The sequence below is a fragment of the Nocardia sp. KT25-26 genome (assembly GCF_056627695.1).
The window spans coordinates 2,567,158-2,585,558 of sequence record NZ_CM152813.1; the positions used below are offsets into that span (position 1 = coordinate 2,567,158).

Annotated in this window: 18 protein-coding genes; 5 read left to right on the forward strand and 13 right to left on the reverse strand. The window is 70.7% G+C overall.

The window, feature by feature from the left end; genetic code table 11:
- The first annotated feature begins 94 nt into the window (after nucleotides 1-94).
- Nucleotides 95-916, forward strand: coding sequence for a DUF8176 domain-containing protein (locus AC1HFH_RS11630; RefSeq protein WP_480247450.1), 822 nt, complete (start codon nucleotides 95-97; stop codon nucleotides 914-916).
- Between the two features lie 509 nt (nucleotides 917-1,425).
- On the opposite strand, the gene AC1HFH_RS11635 is transcribed toward AC1HFH_RS11630, so the two are convergent.
- The gene (locus tag AC1HFH_RS11635) at nucleotides 1,426-2,274 is read right to left on the reverse strand and encodes a bifunctional 5,10-methylenetetrahydrofolate dehydrogenase/5,10-methenyltetrahydrofolate cyclohydrolase (protein WP_480247451.1); all 849 of its coding nucleotides are present in this window, start codon (nucleotides 2,272-2,274) and stop codon (nucleotides 1,426-1,428) included.
- Between the two features lie 163 nt (nucleotides 2,275-2,437).
- Between AC1HFH_RS11635 and AC1HFH_RS11640 the strand changes: the two genes are divergently transcribed.
- Both AC1HFH_RS11640 and AC1HFH_RS11645 read left to right on the forward strand, forming a co-directional pair.
- Nucleotides 2,438-3,304, forward strand: a complete 867-nt coding sequence (locus tag AC1HFH_RS11640) for an ElyC/SanA/YdcF family protein (RefSeq protein ID WP_480247452.1) — start codon at nucleotides 2,438-2,440, stop codon at nucleotides 3,302-3,304.
- A gap of 193 nt (nucleotides 3,305-3,497) precedes the next feature.
- Nucleotides 3,498-4,415, forward strand: a complete 918-nt coding sequence (locus AC1HFH_RS11645) for a putative protein N(5)-glutamine methyltransferase (RefSeq protein WP_480247453.1) — start codon at nucleotides 3,498-3,500, stop codon at nucleotides 4,413-4,415.
- On the opposite strand, the gene AC1HFH_RS11650 is transcribed toward AC1HFH_RS11645, so the two are convergent.
- Complete coding sequence (locus AC1HFH_RS11650) at nucleotides 4,299-4,958, reverse strand: cyclodeaminase/cyclohydrolase family protein (RefSeq protein WP_480247454.1); 660 nt, start codon at nucleotides 4,956-4,958, stop codon at nucleotides 4,299-4,301. The two genes, AC1HFH_RS11645 and AC1HFH_RS11650, sit on opposite strands and share 117 nt — an antisense overlap.
- A gap of 141 nt (nucleotides 4,959-5,099) precedes the next feature.
- Between AC1HFH_RS11650 and AC1HFH_RS11655 the strand changes: the two genes are divergently transcribed.
- Entirely contained in the window at nucleotides 5,100-6,137 is a 1,038-nt protein-coding gene (locus AC1HFH_RS11655; protein WP_480247455.1) for an LLM class F420-dependent oxidoreductase, read from the forward strand.
- Nucleotides 6,138-6,188: 51 nt separating this feature from the next.
- Here AC1HFH_RS11655 and AC1HFH_RS11660 read toward each other — a convergent pair whose 3' ends face one another.
- From AC1HFH_RS11660 to mftR, 11 genes are all read right to left on the reverse strand, one after another.
- The gene (locus tag AC1HFH_RS11660; RefSeq protein ID WP_480247826.1) at nucleotides 6,189-6,527 is read right to left on the reverse strand and encodes an STAS domain-containing protein; all 339 of its coding nucleotides are present in this window, start codon (nucleotides 6,525-6,527) and stop codon (nucleotides 6,189-6,191) included.
- Between the two features lie 281 nt (nucleotides 6,528-6,808).
- Nucleotides 6,809-7,786: an SMP-30/gluconolactonase/LRE family protein gene (locus tag AC1HFH_RS11665; RefSeq protein WP_480247456.1), complete on the reverse strand. Its 978-nt coding sequence runs from the start codon at nucleotides 7,784-7,786 to the stop codon at nucleotides 6,809-6,811.
- Between the two features lie 210 nt (nucleotides 7,787-7,996).
- Entirely contained in the window at nucleotides 7,997-8,611 is a 615-nt protein-coding gene (locus tag AC1HFH_RS11670; protein WP_480247457.1) for a YdcF family protein, read from the reverse strand.
- Nucleotides 8,612-8,856: 245 nt separating this feature from the next.
- Nucleotides 8,857-10,407, reverse strand: coding sequence for an ArnT family glycosyltransferase (locus tag AC1HFH_RS11675; RefSeq protein ID WP_480247458.1), 1,551 nt, complete (start codon nucleotides 10,405-10,407; stop codon nucleotides 8,857-8,859).
- A gap of 25 nt (nucleotides 10,408-10,432) precedes the next feature.
- Nucleotides 10,433-11,932, reverse strand: coding sequence for an ArnT family glycosyltransferase (locus tag AC1HFH_RS11680; protein WP_480247459.1), 1,500 nt, complete (start codon nucleotides 11,930-11,932; stop codon nucleotides 10,433-10,435).
- 196 nt (nucleotides 11,933-12,128) lie between these two features.
- Entirely contained in the window at nucleotides 12,129-14,378 is a 2,250-nt protein-coding gene (locus AC1HFH_RS11685; RefSeq protein WP_480247460.1) for a SpoIIE family protein phosphatase, read from the reverse strand.
- Between the two features lie 2 nt (nucleotides 14,379-14,380).
- Entirely contained in the window at nucleotides 14,381-15,001 is a 621-nt protein-coding gene (locus tag AC1HFH_RS11690; RefSeq protein ID WP_480247461.1) for a SpoIIE family protein phosphatase, read from the reverse strand.
- The gene (locus AC1HFH_RS11695) at nucleotides 14,994-15,407 is read right to left on the reverse strand and encodes an ATP-binding protein (RefSeq protein WP_480247462.1); all 414 of its coding nucleotides are present in this window, start codon (nucleotides 15,405-15,407) and stop codon (nucleotides 14,994-14,996) included. Before AC1HFH_RS11695 ends, AC1HFH_RS11690 begins: the two co-directional genes overlap by 8 nt.
- Nucleotides 15,397-15,795, reverse strand: coding sequence for an STAS domain-containing protein (locus AC1HFH_RS11700; RefSeq protein WP_480247463.1), 399 nt, complete (start codon nucleotides 15,793-15,795; stop codon nucleotides 15,397-15,399). Before AC1HFH_RS11700 ends, AC1HFH_RS11695 begins: the two co-directional genes overlap by 11 nt.
- Nucleotides 15,796-15,808: 13 nt before the next feature.
- A complete protein-coding gene (locus AC1HFH_RS11705) occupies nucleotides 15,809-16,711 on the reverse strand; it encodes an STAS domain-containing protein (RefSeq protein ID WP_480247464.1) in 903 nt (300 codons plus the stop codon).
- An 84-nt stretch (nucleotides 16,712-16,795) separates the two neighbouring features.
- Nucleotides 16,796-17,437, reverse strand: coding sequence for a mycofactocin system transcriptional regulator (mftR, locus tag AC1HFH_RS11710; RefSeq protein WP_480247465.1), 642 nt, complete (start codon nucleotides 17,435-17,437; stop codon nucleotides 16,796-16,798).
- A gap of 103 nt (nucleotides 17,438-17,540) precedes the next feature.
- Here mftR and mftE point away from each other — a divergent pair, with 103 nt between their 5' ends.
- A complete protein-coding gene (gene mftE, locus AC1HFH_RS11715; RefSeq protein ID WP_480247466.1) occupies nucleotides 17,541-18,248 on the forward strand; it encodes a mycofactocin biosynthesis peptidyl-dipeptidase MftE in 708 nt (235 codons plus the stop codon).
- Nucleotides 18,249-18,401 lie beyond the last annotated feature (153 nt).

Below are 18,401 nucleotides of genomic sequence, written 5' to 3' on the forward strand. Positions count from 1 at the left end.
GAGGAGGGAAAAATCGAGGCCCCCCAGGGGCCGCGACTCGAGCAGCGGAGCTGCTCAATCCAACACAGCTCAATTCAACACCGACCGTTTGCCGGTGGTGGGTGGTCCCTTCGATCCCTGGGCGGCCCCCGCGTTCGGGGATGCCCCGTTCCGGGTGGACGAACCCGAGTCCCCGCTCGATGCCCCGGCGGTCGACGACGGTCCGGTGACGGACCGGTTACCGATCGTGCGGTTCCCGTCGGCGCCACCGGAACCGGAGCCCATACCCGTTGCGCCCGGTGTCGAGACCACCGCAGTTCACCCGGACCCGGGGTGTCCGGCACCGGACTATCTCGGGGACGACGAGGTCTTTGCCCGGATGATCGACCGGACGCCACGCCGCCGCACCCGGCGCTGGCTGATGCCGCTCGCGGCCTCCGTCGCGGCGGCCGCACTGGTCACCGGTGCATATACCCAGTTCCGCGGCGGTCCGGCGCCGCAGTCGACCTCCCTGGGCCGACCCGTGCCTTCAGCAACGCCGGCGCCACTGGCCCCGCCGGCGTCCTGCCCGGACGTCCAGGACGGTCTCCGAGTTCAGGGCCGCGGCCCCGGCGGAACCCGGTCCGGCGTCGACGCCATCCTGGCCTTCCAGCACGCCTACTACGTCGCCCGCTCCGGCGACCAGGCGCACACCCTCACCGCCCCGGGCGCCGCCGTGCCGACCGGCGCCGAGATCCAGCGCGGAATCGACAGCATCCCCGCCGGAACCACCCACTGCGTGACGATCACCCCGGCCGCTTTCGCCGGACAGTACCGGGTGGTGATCTCCGAATACCGTCCCGACCGGGCGCCCCGCATCTACAACCCGCAACTCGTCGGCACCACCAAGGTCGGCGCCGAAACCCTGATCACCTCCATCCGAGCTGTGTTGAATTGAGCTGTGTTGGATTGAGCAGCACTGTGTTGGATGGAGCAGCTCCGCTGCTCGAGTCGCGGCCCCTGGAGAGCCTCGATTTTTCCCTCCTCCGCTCAGTCGCTTCGCTCCCTCGCTCCGTCAGTCCAAAATCGAGGCGGGGCCGCTTCATGTCGAACTGAGCGACTCCGTCGCTCCAGTCGCGGCCCCTTCGGGTGCCTCCTTTTCCTTCCTGCGCTCAGTCGCTTCGCTTCTTCGCTCCGAAATCGAGGCGGGGCCGCTCAGTGTGGGATGGAGCGACTCCGTCGCTCGGGACGCCGTCTCGGGGCCGTCGTTTTCTCCTGTGCGCGTCGCTGCGCGCAGTGCGTCGTCGGTCCGTAGTCCGAAATCGAGGTGGGCTGCTCGGGAGCGGGCATACCTCGGGAGTCGTAGGTTCGGCATGCGCTGCGGAGTGCGGTCGCCGCCGAGCCGCGGGGCTCGGCGACGATTCGGCACCAGGAGTGGCGGGCGCGACCCCGCCACTGGGGCGACCGTCAGCGGGCGTTCTCTGCGGCGGTGACGACGTGCTGCATGAGCAGTGCGGTGGTGACCGGGCCGATGCCACCGGGCACCGGGCTCAGGGCTTCGGCGCGGCCGGTGACGCTCTCGGCGTCGACATCGCCGGTGATGCCGCCGCCGGGGGCCTCGTTGGTGCCCACATCGATCACCACGGCGCCTTCGCGGACATGAGCACCGGTGATCAGGCCGATCCGGCCGGCGGCGGCCACGACCACATCGGCGGCCGTGGTGACGGCCGCCAGATCCGCGGTCCGGGAATGGGCGACGGTCACCGTGGCATTCTCGGCGAGCAGCAGCTGTGCGAGGGGTTTACCGACCACATTGGAGCGGCCGACGACCGCGACGTGCCGGCCGGTCAACGGGATCCGGTGCTGCTTCAGCAGTTCCACCACGGCCTCCGAGGTGGCCGGGACGAAGCCGTCCAGGCCGGCCGCCAGCAGGCCCAGCGACAACGGGCTGACCCCGTCGACATCCTTGGTTGCGGCGATCGACGAGCTCACATCGTCGAGGGTGACCCCGGCCGGTAGCGGTGTCTGCAACATGATCGCGTCGGTGCCCGCATCGGCGCTGCGGGCCTCGAGTTCGGCGCGAATCGCCGCTGCGCTCGCATCGGCACCGAGGTCGACCTTCTCACAGTCGATCCCGAGCTTCGTTGCCGCCTTGCGCAGCGAGTTCACGTACCAGGCGCTGGCGGGATCGTCGGTGGCCACGACCAGTGCCAGGGTCGGGGCGCCACCCCGCTCGGCGAGCGCGGCGGCGCGCTGGGCGGTGTCGGCGTTGATGGCGGCGGCGAGTTCCTTGCCGGGCAGCGTTGCGGTTTCCACGGTGTGTCAGCTTATCGGCCGGTCCGGTCCGGCCCGGGAAGCGGTCCGCTCCGCGTCGCGCGGCACGCCCGGGACAGTGAAAAACCCGGGTCACGGCGCCGATCGATCGTATCGTTGGGGCCGCTACACGCTCCCGTCATCTACCGAAAGGTGCCGAGCAGTCGTGAAGATCACCGGAATCGGTCGGCGATTTCTCGCCGCCGCGGCCTGCGCCGCGGCCCTGACCGGGATGACCGCTGGGCCCGCGTACAGCGCACCCGATACGGCCGCACTGTACGACTCCGCCCAGCAGCATTTCGTCGACGGCGACACCGAAGCCGGTCGGGCCGCATTGCGGGAACTCGTCGACGCCGACCCCGACGATGCCGAAGCGCTTGCCCTGCAGGCCATCTGGTCGCACTACGCCGGCGACGCGACGGCCGTCCGGGCGGCCATGGACCGGCTGGCGGTGCTCGACCCCGGCCGCGCCGCCGGAACTGCCGGAGTCCTGGACGCCGTGACAGCGGCCGCCGCCACCCTGCCCAACCCGCTGCCCGCCCTGGTCGGTCCGGAGACCGGCATCGTCGTGCTCGGCTACGGCCTGCTACCCGACGGTTCGCTGCGGCCGGAACTGGTGAACCGGCTGACCGCGGCCTGGATCCAGGCCGTCGCCGCACCCTTCTCCCCGGTCGTCGTGACCGGCGGGAACCCACAGGCCGGGATCACCGAAGCCCGGGCCATGCGGGACTGGCTGGTCGCCCGCGGCCTGCCGGCCGACCGGGTCCATCTGGAAGAACGCGCCGGCTCCACCGTGCAGAACGCGATCAACAGCACCGCACTGCTGCAGGACCTGGGCGCGACCAGCGCAGTAGTGGTCACCTCCCCGAACCACATCCGGCGGGCCGTCGCCGACTTCCTGGTCGCCGGCACCCACGTCGTCGGCGCCATGACCTCGCTCGACCGACTGGTGTCCGAACTCCCGCCGCCGAACCGCGCCGACCGACGCGGCATCTACCTGGACGCCACCCGCACCTTTGCTGTGTCGGATTGAGCAGCTCCGCTGCTCGAGTCGCGGCCCCTGGGGGGCCTCGATTTTTCCCTCCTCCGCTCAGTCGCTTCGCTCCCTCGCTCCGTCAGTCCAAAATCGAGGCGGGGCCGCTCCGTGTGAGATCGAGCGACTCCGTCGCTCGAGGGGGTCGGTCGTGCGCGAAACTCGGTTGCGTGCGCCGGGAGAATCGGTCGGTATGACATGCGATTGGCCGGACCCGGCGCAGCTCATCGCGCAGTTGCGCGCGGTCGGCTGTGTATTCGCCGAGGACGAGGCGCAGCTGCTGCTCGCGACCGCGGACGATCCGGCGCATCTCGAGATGCTGCTGGCGCGGCGCCTCGCCGGTGAACCGCTCGAGCATGTGATCGGCCGGGTGGAGTTCCGGGGACTGTCGGTCGCGGTCGGGGCCGGGGTGTTCGTGCCCCGGCGGCGCAGCGCGTACCTCGTCGAGCAGGCTTTGCTCGACACCGACACCGACATCAACACCGGCAGCCCGGTCCGGGCGGTGGATCTGTGCTGCGGGTGCGGTGCGCTCGGGTTGGCGCTGGCGACCGAACTGCGGGCCCGGTCCGTTGCGGTGGCATTGACCGCGGCCGATATCGATCCCGTGGCCACCGGGTGTGCCACCGACAACCTGGCGTCGGTGCCGGCGCGGGTCGTCACCGGTGACCTGTTCGATCCGCTCCCGGCCGACCTGCGTGGCCGCGTCGACATTCTGCTGGCGAACGTTCCCTACGTCCCGACCCGCCGGATCGCCGATATGCCGCCGGAAGCACGCGACCACGAGCCGCGGGCCGCGCTGGACGGCGGCGCCGACGGTCTCGCGATCCTGCGCCGCGTCGCGGCCGGGGCGCCGGAATGGCTCGCACCGGGCGGCCGCCTCTACATCGAAACCGGGACCGATCAGCTCCCGGCGGCCGTCGCGGCGTTCGCCGGCAGCGGCCTGCACACCCGGGTGGCGCGCTCGGCCGAGGCGAACGCCACGGTGATCATCGGCTCACTCGCCGCGCACCACGCGGAGGACGTCGGCATGCAGGGCGTCGGCGCGGGCGGCGAGGGCCTCGACCCGGATCAGGGCCTGCGCGAATCCGTCGCCGAGGGCGGCGGGCAATGAGGCGACGTTGATCTCGATATTGAGCTGCGAGCTGAGCGCGGCGGCGCGGGCGGCGTCGGCGGCGGCGCCGATATCGGTGACCACATTCGGGTTGCCGATCGGCAGCAGCTCGGCGGCCAGGGAGAGGATCTCGTCGGCCTCGTCCACCACCGCAGCCGGCACCCGGGCCGCCTCGACCAGGGCCGCCTCGATCGCCTCGGCGCGGGCGGCCTGCTCGCTGTCGGTGGCCTTGGGCAGCTTGTAGGCGGCGCCGACCGCGGTGAAAGCGGCGGCATCGGCATCGGCCAGGGCCAGCGAACGCTCCCGGGCGGTATCGGCTGCGGCGATGATCCGGTCCACCACCGGCCGGTTGTCGGCGTCCTTGGCGCGGGTGGTGTAGCGGGCCACCATCGCCACCAGTGCCGCGGCCTGGGCCGCATGCAGCGCCGCCACGGCGCCCCCACCCGGCGCCGGCACCTTCGCGGCCAGCTCGGACAGGTACTGCTCCAGCGGGACCGATCCGAACGATCCGGTCTCCTGGGACGAGGTGGTGGGCTGCGACACGACTGCGGGCCTTTCGGTACGTGGCGGAACGTGCGGTCGCCGTTCACCGTACCGCGCACCTGCGCCGCTGCCGGGCGCCACCGCGACGCGGCGCCGGGGCGGCATCCCGGAGACCCGGCCTGCGGGTCTATGTTGTGAACCATGCGGATCGGATTGGGCATCAACTATTCGGGCGGTTTCAAGGAGGTGGCGGCCGAGGTCGCCGACCTGGAGCGGGCCGGACTCGACATCGTCTTCGTCCCCGAGGCCTACTCGTTCGACGCGGTGAGCGCCCTCGGGTTCCTGGCGGCCCGGACCGAACGGGTGCAGCTCGCCTCCGGCATCCTGCAGCTCTACACCCGCACCCCGAGTTTGACGGCGATGACCGCCGCCGGTCTGGACTTCGTCTCCGACGGCCGGTTCGTGCTCGGCATCGGCGCATCCGGCCCACAGGTGATCGAGGGATTTCACGGTGTTCCCTACGATGCGCCGATCGGGCGCACCCGGGAGCTGGTGGAGATCTGCCGTCGGGTGTGGCGCCGGGAGAAACTCAACTACCAGGGCAAGTACTACCGGATTCCGCTGCCCGCCGACCAGGGCACCGGCCTGGGCAAGGAACTCAAGCTGATCAACCATCCCGTTCGGGAACGCATCCCGGTGCTGCTCGCGGCGCTGGGGCCGAAGAATGTGCAACTGGCCGCGGAGATCGCGGAAGGATGGCAGCCGATCTTCTTCCTGCCGGAGAAGGCCGGAGACGTCTGGGGCGAGCCCCTCGCCGCCGGTACCGCGAAGCGGGACCCCGCCCTGGGCTCGCTGGACATCTATGCCGGTCCGGCGCTCGCGATCGGTGAGAACACCACGCCGCTGCTGGAGTTCGTGAAACCGCATCTGGCGCTCTACATCGGCGGGATGGGCGCCAAGGGCAAGAACTTCTACCACGCGCTGGCGACGAAGTACGGCTACGGCGCCGAAGCCGACCGCATCCAGGAGCTGTACCTGTCCGGCGACAAGCAGGCCGCCGCCCGGGCCGTCCCGGACGACCTGGTGCGTAATGTTTCGCTGATCGGCCCGGAGAACTTCGTCAAGGAGCGCATCGCCGCTTTCGCCGAGGCCGGGGTGACCGTCCTGAACGTGACGCCGATCGCGGAGAACGCCGCGGGCCGGATCGCGCAGATCGAGAAGCTGCGCGCCCTGGTGTGAACGCCGAGGTGCCGCCGCCCCCGGGGCGGGGACGGCGGCACCTCGGGCGGATCAGGACGTGCGGATATCGCTCAGCGCGGCATCCAGGGTCGGGAACATCGAGAACACCTGATCGAGGCTGGTCATCTTGAGCTGCCGGCTGGTGGCCGGCCCGTCGGCGACGATCGCGATCGCGGTGCGGTCGGCCGCGCGCTGGTGTGCTGCGACGAGTGTCGCCATCCCGGCCGAGGCGAGGAAACCGACCGCGGTCAGATCGATCACCAGATGCGCGGGACCGCCGTCCAGGGTCGATTCGATCGCGGTTTCCAGCGCCGGTGCGGTGGCGAGATCGACCTCACCGGTCACCGTCAGCACCGTCACGCCATCGGTGACGGTGACCGAGGTGGTCATCGCGTCCGTGAGGGGGTACGAGTCTCCGGAAGAGTTGGTGGTCACAACCCTCCAATCTGCCATGGTTCGCCGGTGGATGTCGCCTCCACGGTAGTGCCGGGCGCCCGGTTCGGTAGCGGCGGCCGGTGTGCTGTGTTGATTGAGCAGCTCGGCGTTGGATGGAGCAGCTCCGCTGCTCGAGTCGCGGCCCCCTGGGGTGCCTCGATTTTTCCCTCCTCCGCTCAGTCGCTTCGCTCCTTCGCTTCGTCGGTCCGAAATCGAGGCGGGGCCGCTCCGGTCGTTCAGGCCGGTACGAGATCGATGCCGGCAGGGGGACGCAGCCGCAGCAGTGCACCGGCCGATGTGGTGACGTAGAGGGCGGGATCGTCCCGGTCCGGCGCGATCCGGACCGAGGTCGGCCCGGGCGGGTAGTGCAGCGTCAGCAGACCGGTGGCCAGGGTGCAGCGGGCGCCGGTGCCGGGGTCGAGTGCGTGGACCGCGCCGGAGAAGTCGGCCGCGAGGTAGATCGTCCCGTCGGCGGCGGCGTGCAGATCGTCGGGTGCCGAGACGATCGGATCGAAAGCGCCGGGTAGCGTCGTCCACTCGCGCGGCGCCGACAAGGGCACCCGGTAGAGCTCGCCGGTCAGCGAATCGTCGGTGTAGACGGCGGTGCGGCCGGGTGCGAACGACAGCCCGTTGGCGCTGGGCACCGGAGCCCAGTTCGGTTCCAGTGTCCCGGTGGCCGCCCGGTAGCGGGTGATCCCGGTCGGGGGTCCGAACAGGGCGACCCGGCCGATCAACAGGTCTCCGTCGGGCAGGAGCAGCAGGCCGTTCGGGGCGATGAGCCCGTCCGCGAGCCGATCCACCGCGCCGGTGTCGAGATCGAGGCGGTACAGGGCTCCGGTCGGTGTCTGCAGGGCATTGGCAGCCACACTGTCGCCGGTGACGAAGTACAGCGTGGACCCGGACAGCTGCAGCCCGGCGGGGGCGTCGAGGCCGGACAGTACGGTGCTGACCCGGCCGTCCGCATCGACATGGAAGATGGCGCCCGCATCCAGTCCGGACAGATAGAAGCCGCCCCGGTCGTCGGATACGAGGTTCTCCAGCATACCGAGCCCGGTGACGACCTCGGTGACCGTCCAGTCCACATCGCAACCCGGTGCCGCCGAGGCGGTCGGCTGAGCGGTGACAGCGGTCGGGGTCACCGCCGGCAGCACGACCGCTGCGGCCGTACAGCAGATCGTCCGCACCACGCGATCCCGATTCGCAATGACGTTCATGATCGTAGTCAAGGCCGAATTTCTCCGGGAATGTCCGGCACTGTGAATTACTGGGCGCTTTCCCTGTCGGGCCGTATTTTCGCGGTGCCGGAGAACAGTCGGATATTTCGCGCGATGTGCTCGTCGAAACGGCATCGTGGAGTGCCGTTCGATATTCGACGGAATGCGGCTCTGCCGGTAGACGGCCCGGATCCGGTGATGTGCCACCGGTTACGGACCGAAGGTGAGCGCGAGCGGTGGCAGGCTGTCCGGCGTCACCGCCGAGACGACGTGCACCCCCGCGCCGGTGAAGGTCGCGACGGCGCGATCGACGTGATCGGCGGAGGTGACCAGAATGGCGTGCGCAGTGCGGATATCACGCATGAGGGCCGCCGAATGGACCGCATTGCCGTAAGTCGAGCCGGCCTGCGGTTCGACATGGATGCGCGGCCCGTCGATACCGTGTGTGCTGAGCCAGGCCGCCATGGCCGCGGCCTCGGTGATGCCGTTGCGCGGGTTTCCGCCGGTCACGATGATCGGCGAGGCCGGGGCGAACATGGCCTGTACCCGTCCCGCCTGCAGGCGTTCGATCAGTTCCGGCCGCATGCTGCCGTCCGGGCGCAGCCCGTAGCCGAGGATCACGATCGCTGTGTCCGGGCTGAACGGATGGACGACGGGTCCCCGTTCGATGTGCACGGTTTCCTGATAGGGCGGTGAACTCCACGGCAGCCCCGAGGCGACCGGGCCGTTCCCGGCGAACACCGCTGCGGCGCCGACGAACAGCAGAATGAGTCCGGTCAGCGGCGTTACCGCACGGACGATCGGGCGGACGAAGGTATCGAACATGGGTGCTCCGAGGGTGGGGCCCGGGCAATTCGCAGCCGGGCCGGATATCTCGGTCCATGGTGCCGCCGCAATCCCGGAAACGATCCGCGTGCAGCCGATATCTGGAGATAGTCATCGGTACCCGCCGACCCCGTTGTTTTCCGGTACCGAATTCCGTTCCGGGCGAAACATGATCGAGTTGTGCAACATCCCTGTGTCGATCCGGAATTAGTTGTGAAGGTGCCGATCATCACGGGTGCCGCTGATCAGCGGACGGTTCCGTCGACGATATCGAGCGTGCGGAGCTGCTCCCACACGGTCGACCACGGTTGTGTTGGTGACCGGCACAACCACACCGACACATGCCGGTTCACGCCCGGGAACCCGAGCGGATCGTCGACGACGGCCAGCCGGATCCGGTCGGCGAAACCGATCGGCAGGGCCGTATCCGGGTGGTCCACACCGACATAGAGCACCAGATCGGCGGAGTCGGGTGGCGGTGCGAAGAACCCGTACCCGCGATTCGGGCTGTGCACCGGAGGGAGGTCGTCACCGAAGTGATCGAGGGCGCCCGCCTGCCAATAGTTCTGGGTGATGATCACCGTGCGGCCCGGTGCTGCGGGCGGCAGATCCCGGTGCACGGTGTCGACGGTGGTCACCAGGTCGGTCCAGCCGGGCCGGTCGTAGAGCCGGGTACGCCAGTGGATCTGGGCATATCGGTCGGTCGGTTCGGTGAGCAGGCCGGCGGAGAGCGGGAGAACCAGCACGGCGGTCAGGGTGACGGCCGCTGCCGCGGCGACCGAACCGGTGAGTGCGATGCGCATCCCGCGCCCCGGGAGCCGGGCGCCGACCCAGACCGCGCCGGCAGCGAACAAACCCGGGAACGCGCCTGCCGCATAGTAGGGACGCAGGCCCGCGAACAGAATTCCGGCCAGCCCGGCGGCGACGACGGGCACGACGAACCGGTACGGCCGCAGCGCCGGATCGGTCAGGCCTGCCCACAGCCCGGCCAGCATCAGCAGCCCCATCGGCCCGACGGTGAGCACCAGCTGCCCGGGTGCCTCGAACAGCGAGGCGGTCGCGAGCTGCTCCGCGCGCACCACCCCGCCCATCGACAGCTGCGGCCACCCGTGCCGGTGCTGCCAGACCAGCTGGGGGACGGCGGCGAGCAGGAACACCGCGGCCCCGCCCCAGAGGGCGGGCCGGCGCAACATCTCTCGCGGGCCGAACAACGCGATACCGGCGATCAGGCCCGCGCAGACAGCCGGAATCAGCCATTTCACCTGGAAATCGACGGCGGCCACCAGGCTTGCGCCGAACAGCAGCCGGTCCTGCCGGGTGCGGATCCAGCGGATCAGCAGCCAGCTGATCAACGCCGTGCAGGTGGCGTCGAAGGCGTAGGTGCTGAGCATCGCCGATTGCAGCAGCGCGGCCGGTGTGAGCAGATAGCCCGCCGCGGCGAGGGTCTGCGCGAACCGGCGGCCGCCGAACTCCCGGGCGATCGCGGCGGCGAGCGCACCGCCGGCCGCGCACAACAGCACCGCCGGCAACCGGAGCAGCAGCACCGAGCCCGGTGCGATCCGGTCGGCCGCGGCGGCCAGCCACGGCACCAGCGGGCCCTGGTCTGCGTACCCCGGGGCCGGATGGTGGCCGGCGGCGATGAAGTACAGCTCGTCACCGCCGAGGTCGTATCGGCCGATGCGTGCGACGAACAGCGCGGTGATGATCCCGACGACGAGCAGTACCGGGCGCCGATGGAACCGCGGCGGTTCGGGTCCGACATCGCCGGGCGCGGGGGAGGAGACCTGGTCGTGCATACCGATTCCTGGGGTGCGCGGCGGCTCAGGCGCCGTGGTCGATGGTCAGGGACATCAGCTGCGGCCACAGCCGGGACCACGGCCGGACCGGATCGGTGCAGTACCACACCGTCATTCCGTGGTTCACACCCTGGAATCCGCCGGGATCGTTGAGCCGGGCCACCGGCACCGCGGTGCCGAAGTGCTCGGAGACCGTGGCGGTGAGGCTGTCCCCGCCCACGTAGAGCACCCGATCGGCGGTATCGGAAGGGGGGCCGAAATAGCCGTACCCGCGGCTGGGGCTGTAGACGGGCGGTAGCTCGTCGGTCGATACCGCGAGAGCACTCGCCTGCCAGTAGTTCTGGGTCACGATCACCACCCCGGAGCGGTCCGGGGCCGGTAGCGTCGCGACGACGTCGCTCACCGTGGCGACCAGTTCCGGCCAGCCGGACAGCCCGAAGAATTGGGCGCGGATGGCCATATCGCCGTTGCGGACGGCGGGGCCACGCCACCACGACTGTGGTAGCGGCAGCAGCGACACCGCGGCGACAACCACCGCCAGCCCCACCGCGAAATACGCCGTGAGCAGCTTCCGGACCCGGGCGGCCCCGGCAGCAGCGAGCACGACTGCGGCGGTGGCGAAGAACACGGCGAACCCGTTGCCGAGGTAGTAGGGCCGCAGCCCCGCCACCGGCACCACGAGCAGCGGGAGCAGGCCGAGCGGCAGCAGGAACCGGTAGTCGCGCAGCTGTGGCGCCCTCGCCACCGCCCAGATGCCGAGAAGCAACCCGAGTCCGCCCGGTCCGGTGGTGAGCATCAGCTCCCGGAGCGCGGAAGTGATCCGGTCGCCGGTCATGGTGGTCTGCTCCGCCCGGATCACCGCCCCCATGCCCAGCTGCGGCCAGCCGTGACCGGCCTGCCAGGACAACGCGGGCACCGCCGACAGCAGCAGCAGGGCCGTGCCCAGCCACAGCGCCGGGCGGCGCAACACCTCCCGGGGGCCGAAGAGCAGGACCCCCAGTCCCAGCAGCGCCCACACCGCTACGATCAGCCACTTCACCTGGAAGTCCACTGCCGCGACCAGACCGGCCGCGATCAGCAGGACATCCCGCCGGGTGCGTACCCAGCGCACCACCAGCCAGCACACCACGGCGGTGAGCGCGGCATCGTAGGAGAAGGTACTGATCGCTGCCGTCTGCTGCACCGCGAACGGGGTACAGGCGTAGCCGAGCGCGGCGATCAGCTGCGCGGCCCGGCCGCCACCGAGTTCCCGGGCGATGAGCGCCGCCAGCAGCATCGTGCCCACGCCGAGCGCAACCGCCGGTAGCCGCAACGCCACCGCCGAACCGGGTGCGATCAGGTCCGAGAGGTGGGCCTGCAGCGGCACCAGTGGCCCTTGGTCGGCGTAACTCCAGGCCGGGTGGCGCCCGGCGGGCACGAGATACAGCTCGTCGCCCCACAGCGGATACCGTTCCAGGCGGAGGGTGAACAGGACTGCCAGCGCCCCGGCCAGCAGTGTCAGTTCCCGGCCGCACAGCGGCGGCACGGGTCCGGCTGCGCCGGCCGGAGCTCGGACGGTGTCGGCTGCCGCGTCGATCTCGAACCCCCGGACTGCCTCGGCTGAACGGTCTGCGGCGCCCCGGCCGCGGTGTAGGAACACCGTATGCCGCCGAGCGGTGGGAGCCGGTTACCGAATGTCACAGAGATTCGGCGCCGGAACGGGTGATCTGCCGGCGTTGTGGTCAGCGCTGGGTGCCGCGGATCGGATTCGCCGTCGGGAAGGTGATGGCCGGCAGGGTCACCCACATCCGTACCCGGGTGCCCTCGTCGTCGTGGTCGATGCCCAGGTCCTCGGTGAGTGCCCGCATCATCGCCAGGCCACGGCCCCGGTTGCCGGGGTCCGGCGGCGGCGGGCGCCATCGTCCGGTGTCGGTCACCTCGATCACCACCCGCTCGGTATCGCAGGTGGCGCGCAGCCGGACCCGGCCCGGCGCCCCGGTGGTGTAGGCGTGTTCCACGCTGTTGCTGCAGGCCTCGTTGGCGGCGGCGACCAGATCGGCGGCCAGATCGTGCGGGACCGCGGCCGCGGCGAACCAGGCGCGCAGCGCCCGCCGCAGTTCGGCCAGATGCGGTGGGGTGGCAGGCAGGTCCAGCTCCAGCGGGGCCGGCGGCTGCCGATAGACGACCATGGCGACGTCGTCGTCGTACCCGGCGTCCGGCCGCAACCGGGACAGCACCGCATCGGCGACCTCGCGGGGCAGCGCCGCACCGGTCTCGGTGAGCACCTCGGCGATCTTGGCGAAGCCCTCTTCGATGTCGACACCGCGCTGCTCGACGAGGCCGTCGGTGAACAACACCAGCGTGGCGCCGGGAGCCAGGGGCGTGGTGGCCTCGGGCCGGCGGGGTACCGCGAAGGTGGCCAGCGGTACCGACCGGCCACCCTCCAGGATCCGCCCGGGACCCGTGCCGGCCGACAGAATCGGCGGCATATGCCCGGCGTTGGAGTAGCGGACCAGCCCGCGCACCGGATCCAGCACCGCGGCGCACACCGTGGTGCACATGGCACCCGGGATTCGGGTGGCGACGGTGTCGAGTTCGGCCAGCAGCTGGGCCGGACCCGCACCGCGCAGCAACAGTGCCCGGGCGGCGGTGCGTAGCTGCCCCATCACCACCGCGGCCGACAGGCCCCGGCCGACACAGTCGCCGACGACCACCCCGATGGTGCCGTCGGCGAGCGGCACCACGTCGTACCAGTCACCGCCGATCTCCAGCGGGGGCAGCGCCGGTTCGTAATGCACCGAGAACCGCGGCGGCAACTCGATCGGGCCGAGCATGGCGCGCTGCAGGGTGAGCGAGGTGGCCCGCGCCTGATCGAAGTTACGGGCCCGCTGCACCGCGACGCTGAGGTGGCCGACCAGCAGCGAGAACAGGGTCCAGTCGGCCGGGGTGATCACCCGCGGTGAGGCGAAGCGCAACAGCAGTGCGGCGTCGCCGGTTTCGCCCAGCGGCGCCAGCAGGCCGGTGGCCCCGCGACCGGTGTCGTCGATGGCGAACAGCGAACGAGGTGCCTGCCGCCGGGCGCGGTTGAGCAGCCGGGCGAGCTCCGGGTCCACCGGTTCGGCCGGCCCGCCGGCGGTATCCGGCCCGGAGCCGTAGACATCCGGTTCCGGAGTATGGCCCGGCCAGACGGCCACCACGGCGCTCTCCGCTTCGACGGTGCGGCGCAGTTCGCCCAGCCCGACGGTGAGCACCTCGACCAGACCGGTGGCCGCGCCGACGGCGGTGGCCAGCCGAGAAGCGGCCTGATCGCGGGCCTGCGCATCGTGTTCGGCGGTGACATCGCGGGCGGTGCCGACCAGGATGCGGGCCCCGTCCTCTGGCCGGACCAGCGAATTGGTGCTGACCTCCAGCCACAGTTTGCGGCCGTCGCGGTGCCGGACCGGAACGACGAACCGGGCCGGTTCGGCACCGATCTCCGGGTAGCGGGTGGCCGGGTCGGTGCCGCCGGGGATCGACCACGGATGCGGCAGCGGATAGGGCAGGTCGGCGGCGCCGTACCCGGTCAGGGCGCCGAACGCGGAGTTCACCTCGACCACGGCGCCGTCGGAATCGGCGACGAAGAAACCGTCCTGCAGTGATTCCATCAGGGCGGTGCGGAAGGCGTCGCGGCCGGCCAGATCGTCGGCGCGGGAGCGCTGCTGCTCATAGCGCCGGGTGCCGTCCAGGTAGCCGCGGGTGGCGATATCGAGGGCGGCCATGGTCTGCAGCAGGAATTCCAGTGCGGCCTCGGACCGGGCCGGATCGGCGCCCTCGGTGCTGGCGGCCACGGTGCGGTAGTGGTGTTCGGTGAGATCGAGCAGGCTGATGCCCTCCACCAGGGCGCGGCGGCCCAGCTCGTAGCCCTCGCCGAGGCCGTCCTGGCCGGGCCGGTCGAGATGGCGGCGCAGGGCTGCGGCGTAGTCGTCGAGGAACGCCGACAACACGGTGCCCACGCTCAGCCACCACCTCGGTGCCGGGCCGCCAGGACCAGTGCGTCATCGGTCTCCTTGGCATCCCGTTGGAGGATGTCCGCGGCGATCGTCCCGGCGGAGGCGGACAGGTCGACGCCGCCGGGGCCGCGGGCCACGATGCCGTCGGTGGCCATGATCAGCAGGTCACCGGGCCGGATCGCGAGCTCCTGCGGCTGCAGCTGGCCGGGCAGGCGGTAGCCCACGATGCCGCCGGTCATCAGCATGGTGGCGCGGGTCTCGGTGCCGGCCGGTCCCTTCGCCAGCACCCGGGCCTCGACATTGCCGACACCCAGCCAGCGCAGCCATTCCCCGTCGTCGAGCAGGGCGAGCGACACCGCGGCCCCGCGGGTACTGCTCATCGCCCGGTGGCACAGCACCATCAGCACGTCGAGGGGTTCGGCGCGGTTGTCGGTCAGGACCGTGATGGCGCGTGCGGCCGCATCGGCCGCCGACGGTCCGTGCCCGAGTCCGTCCAGGACGGCGAACAGCGCGCTGCCGTCGCCGACGTCGAGGGCGACGGCCCGGTCGCCGGAGACGTTCTGGCCGGGTAGCGGGCGGCCGGCCGTAGACCATTCGGTCCGGCCGATGAACCCGTCCTCATGCACCGTCGGGCACCCACTTCCACATCTCCACCAGGGTGCCGCGGCCCGGTTCCGACTGGACGGTGAGCCGATCCATCAACCGGCGGGCCCCCGGCAGGCCGAGTCCGAGGCCGCGTCCGGTGGAGTAGCCGTCCTCCAGGGCACGCGGAATGTCCCGGATACCGGGGCCTTCGTCCTGCGCCTGCACGATCAGCGCCTGCCGGCCGTCGCGCTGGTCCACCAGCAACCGGATCTCCCCGTTGCCGGCGTAACTGGTGATGTTGCGGGCGATCTCGGAGATGGCCGTGGAGATCATGGTGCGGTCGGTGAGGGTGAAGCCGAGCCCGGCGGCGAGATCGTGCCCGGCTTGCCGGGCGGTGACGATGTCACCGGAGGCCCGCACAACGATCGTGACCTGCTCAGCGTCCACTTTCACGACCGTCCCGGCGGCGGGTGCTGTCCCGGCGCGTCGAGTGCCGGTTCAGCCAGGCGAGCCCTTCCTCGAGGTCCAGTGCGGTGTGCATGTCCTCGAAGGTGAGCCCGAGTTGCACCATGGCGAAGGCGACCTCGGGCTGGATGCCCACGATCACCGTGTCCGCGCCGCGCAGCTGGGTCATATGCGCGATGGTGCGTAGCGAGCGCGCGGCGAAGGAGTCCATCACGTCGATTGCGGTGACATCGACGATGATCCCGGTGGCTCGGTACCGGCTGACCTGGCGCATCAGGTCGTCCTGCAGCCGCTCGGTGTCGGCATCGGTCAGCGCGGACTGCACCGATGCGATGAGGTAGGTGCCTTGTTTGAGAATGGGTACGGGCATGGGGCGGGTCCGGTCAGCGTCCGTCGCGTTCGGAACGCTCGCCGACCCGGGACACCTCGTAGCCGAGCAGCCGCTCGGCCTCCTCGATGCCCCCCTGCAGGTCGCCGACCGCGTTCATCTTGGACAGGTCCAAACCGATGGCGACCAGGGTCAGGGCGATCTCCGAGGACAGTCCGGTGATGATCACGTTGGCGCCCATCAGGCCGGACGCGTCGACCGTCTGCACCAGGTGGTTGGCCACCGTGGAATCGATCGCCGGCACACCGGTGATGTCGATGACCACCACTTTCGTGCGGTTGGCGCGGATGGCGCTGAGTAGCTGTTCGGTCAGCTGGCGGGCCCGTTGCGAATCGAGCACACCGATGATCGGCAGAATCAGCAGCTGTTCGCGGACCTGCAGCACCGGGGTGGACAGCTCCCGGATGGCCTCCTGCTGCTGCCGGATGACGCGCTCGCGCTCCTGGACGAACGAGACGCCCACGGTGTTGGCGATCCGGTTGGCGGCCGGCTCGTAGGCGTCCAGCACGGCGTTGAGCAGTTCGAAGTTCGTCTGGTACTTCTCGAACAGGGATCGGGCCAGCACGTCACGCAGCAGCAGCACGATGCCGAGCACCTCGTCGGTCTCGACGCCCCGGGGGATGATGCGTTCGGACAGGTCGCGGGCGTAGGCCTGCAGGGCCTCGACGCTGCCGGTCTCGAGTACCTCGACGTAGTTGTCGTAGATCGACGTCGCCTCGGAGAAGATCTCCTCGGGGGTCATCGCGGTGAGCAGCTGGGCGTCGGTGATGCGCCGGGCCCACTCCTCGCGTAGTGCGGTGCGGTTCTGCCGCAGATGCTCGACCAGCTGCGGAAGTAGATTGTCGACCGGTCCCGTAGGCAGCGAATCCGCCGAAAGGCTCATGGACACCTCGGACATGGAAACTCCTGCCCCTTTCGAATGTGGTCGGTGCGTGCGTGCGGCCGGTGGCTCGGTGTCGAGCCTACCCATCCCGCTGCCTACTCATACCCGATCGGGGGCACTGTTCAAACGTGGTGGGCCGGGATCGTCGGCCGGCTCCGGGGCGAAGCCGCGTTCCAGCGCGCCCAGGGCGCGGTCCAGATAGGTCTGCAGATCGGCGTCGGCGCGGTCCAGCCAGGCGTCGAACGCGGCCCGGGCGGCGGCGAGCGCGGTCCGGCCGATCGCCATCGGCAGCAGGTCGTCCGCCTCGGTACCGAGCCGCTGGGCCGCGAAATCACCGATCGCGCGCTCCCAGGCGTCGTAGTGCGCGCCCGCGCCTGCCGACAGTGCCGGTACGGTGCCGATCAACCGCATCCGGGTGCGCAGTTCCGGTACGTCCTCGGCCCGGTAGTGATTGACGCCGACCACCACCCGGCGCACCGCGGTCATCAGCGGCACGCTGTCGGGTACCGCATCGAAGGCGGCGCGCAGTTCGGCCACCTCGTCGTCGAACTGGTGCCAGAGCACCTCGCCCTTGCTGGGGAAGTAGCGGAAGAAGCTGCGCTCGCTGATCCCGGCCTCGGTGGCGATATCGGTGACCGTGGTGTTGTCGAAGCCGCGTTCGGTGAACAGGCGCAGCGCGATCAGTTCCAGGGCGCGCCGGCTGGTACCGGGTGGGCGGCCGCGGCGGGAGGACCGGTTCATGGGCATTGATTATGCGGTCCGGGCGCCGATCGTGACGGTGGAGCCATGATCCGATTTCCGCGATCCATTGAGTTTTGACACCGACTGACGTTAATCTCGTCACATGTTGGCGGATCTCACCTGGCCGGAAGCCGGCGAGCGGGCGGCGGCCGGTACCGTGCTGGCCGTCCCACTCGGCGCGACCGAGCAGCACGGGCCGCATCTGCCGCTGTCCACCGATACCGATATCGCGGTCGCACTGGCCGCCGGGCTGGCGGCGCGGCGCCCGGAGGTGCTGGCCGCCCCGGCCGTTCCGTACGGCTCCAGCGGCGAGCACGCCGGATTCCCGGGAACCCTGTCCATCGGTGCCGCGGCCTTGGAGCTGCTGGTCGTCGAGCTGTGCCGCTCGGCGACCGACACCTTCGACCGGATCGTGCTGGTCAACGGGCACGGCGGCAATGTCGTCGCGCTGCGCCGGGCCGTCGAGTTGCTGCGCGCCGAATCCCGCGACGTCCGGCTGTACCTGCCGCGCTATGCCGGTGATGCGCATGCGGGGCGGTCCGAGACCGAACTGCAGCTGGCCCTCGACCCCGCCCGCGTGCACCTGGACCGGGCGGCACCGGGGGACCGGCGGCCGCTCGCGGAGGTGCTGCCCTTGCTGCGCTCCGGAGGCGTCCGCGCCGTGAGCGCCAACGGCGTGCTCGGCGACCCGGCGGGTGCCTGCCCAGATGCGGGCCGCGCGCTGCTGGCCCGACTGGTGGCCGACCTGACCGAGCAGACATTCCGCTGGTGGCCGGACGCCGTTTCATCGGTCGACACCCGAGGTCCCTGAGAGGCCGCGACCCGAGCGACGAAGTCGCTCGATCCAACACGGAGCGGCCCCGCCTCGATTTTGGACTGACGGAGCGAAGGAGCGAAGCGACTGAGCGGAGGAGGGAAAAATCGAGGCCCCCCAGGGGCCGCGACTCGAGCAGCGGAGCTGCTC

What these genes read in the sequence shown, in the direction of transcription:
- AC1HFH_RS11675 (WP_480247458.1), bottom strand. Translation starts at nt 10,407, where the DNA reads ATGCACGACCAGGTCTCCTCCCCCGCGCCCGGCGATGTCGGACCCGAA.
- AC1HFH_RS11660 (WP_480247826.1), bottom strand. Translation starts at nt 6,527, where the DNA reads ATGACCACCTCGGTCACCGTCACCGATGGCGTGACGGTGCTGACGGTG.
- AC1HFH_RS11655 (WP_480247455.1), top strand. Translation starts at nt 5,100, where the DNA reads ATGCGGATCGGATTGGGCATCAACTATTCGGGCGGTTTCAAGGAGGTG.
- AC1HFH_RS11665 (WP_480247456.1), bottom strand. Translation starts at nt 7,786, where the DNA reads ATGAACGTCATTGCGAATCGGGATCGCGTGGTGCGGACGATCTGCTGT.
- mftR (WP_480247465.1), bottom strand. Translation starts at nt 17,437, where the DNA reads ATGAACCGGTCCTCCCGCCGCGGCCGCCCACCCGGTACCAGCCGGCGC.
- AC1HFH_RS11645 (WP_480247453.1), top strand. Translation starts at nt 3,498, where the DNA reads ATGACATGCGATTGGCCGGACCCGGCGCAGCTCATCGCGCAGTTGCGC.
- AC1HFH_RS11705 (WP_480247464.1), bottom strand. Translation starts at nt 16,711, where the DNA reads ATGTCCGAGGTGTCCATGAGCCTTTCGGCGGATTCGCTGCCTACGGGA.
- mftE (WP_480247466.1), top strand. Translation starts at nt 17,541, where the DNA reads ATGTTGGCGGATCTCACCTGGCCGGAAGCCGGCGAGCGGGCGGCGGCC.
- AC1HFH_RS11700 (WP_480247463.1), bottom strand. Translation starts at nt 15,795, where the DNA reads ATGCCCGTACCCATTCTCAAACAAGGCACCTACCTCATCGCATCGGTG.
- AC1HFH_RS11670 (WP_480247457.1), bottom strand. Translation starts at nt 8,611, where the DNA reads ATGTTCGATACCTTCGTCCGCCCGATCGTCCGTGCGGTAACGCCGCTG.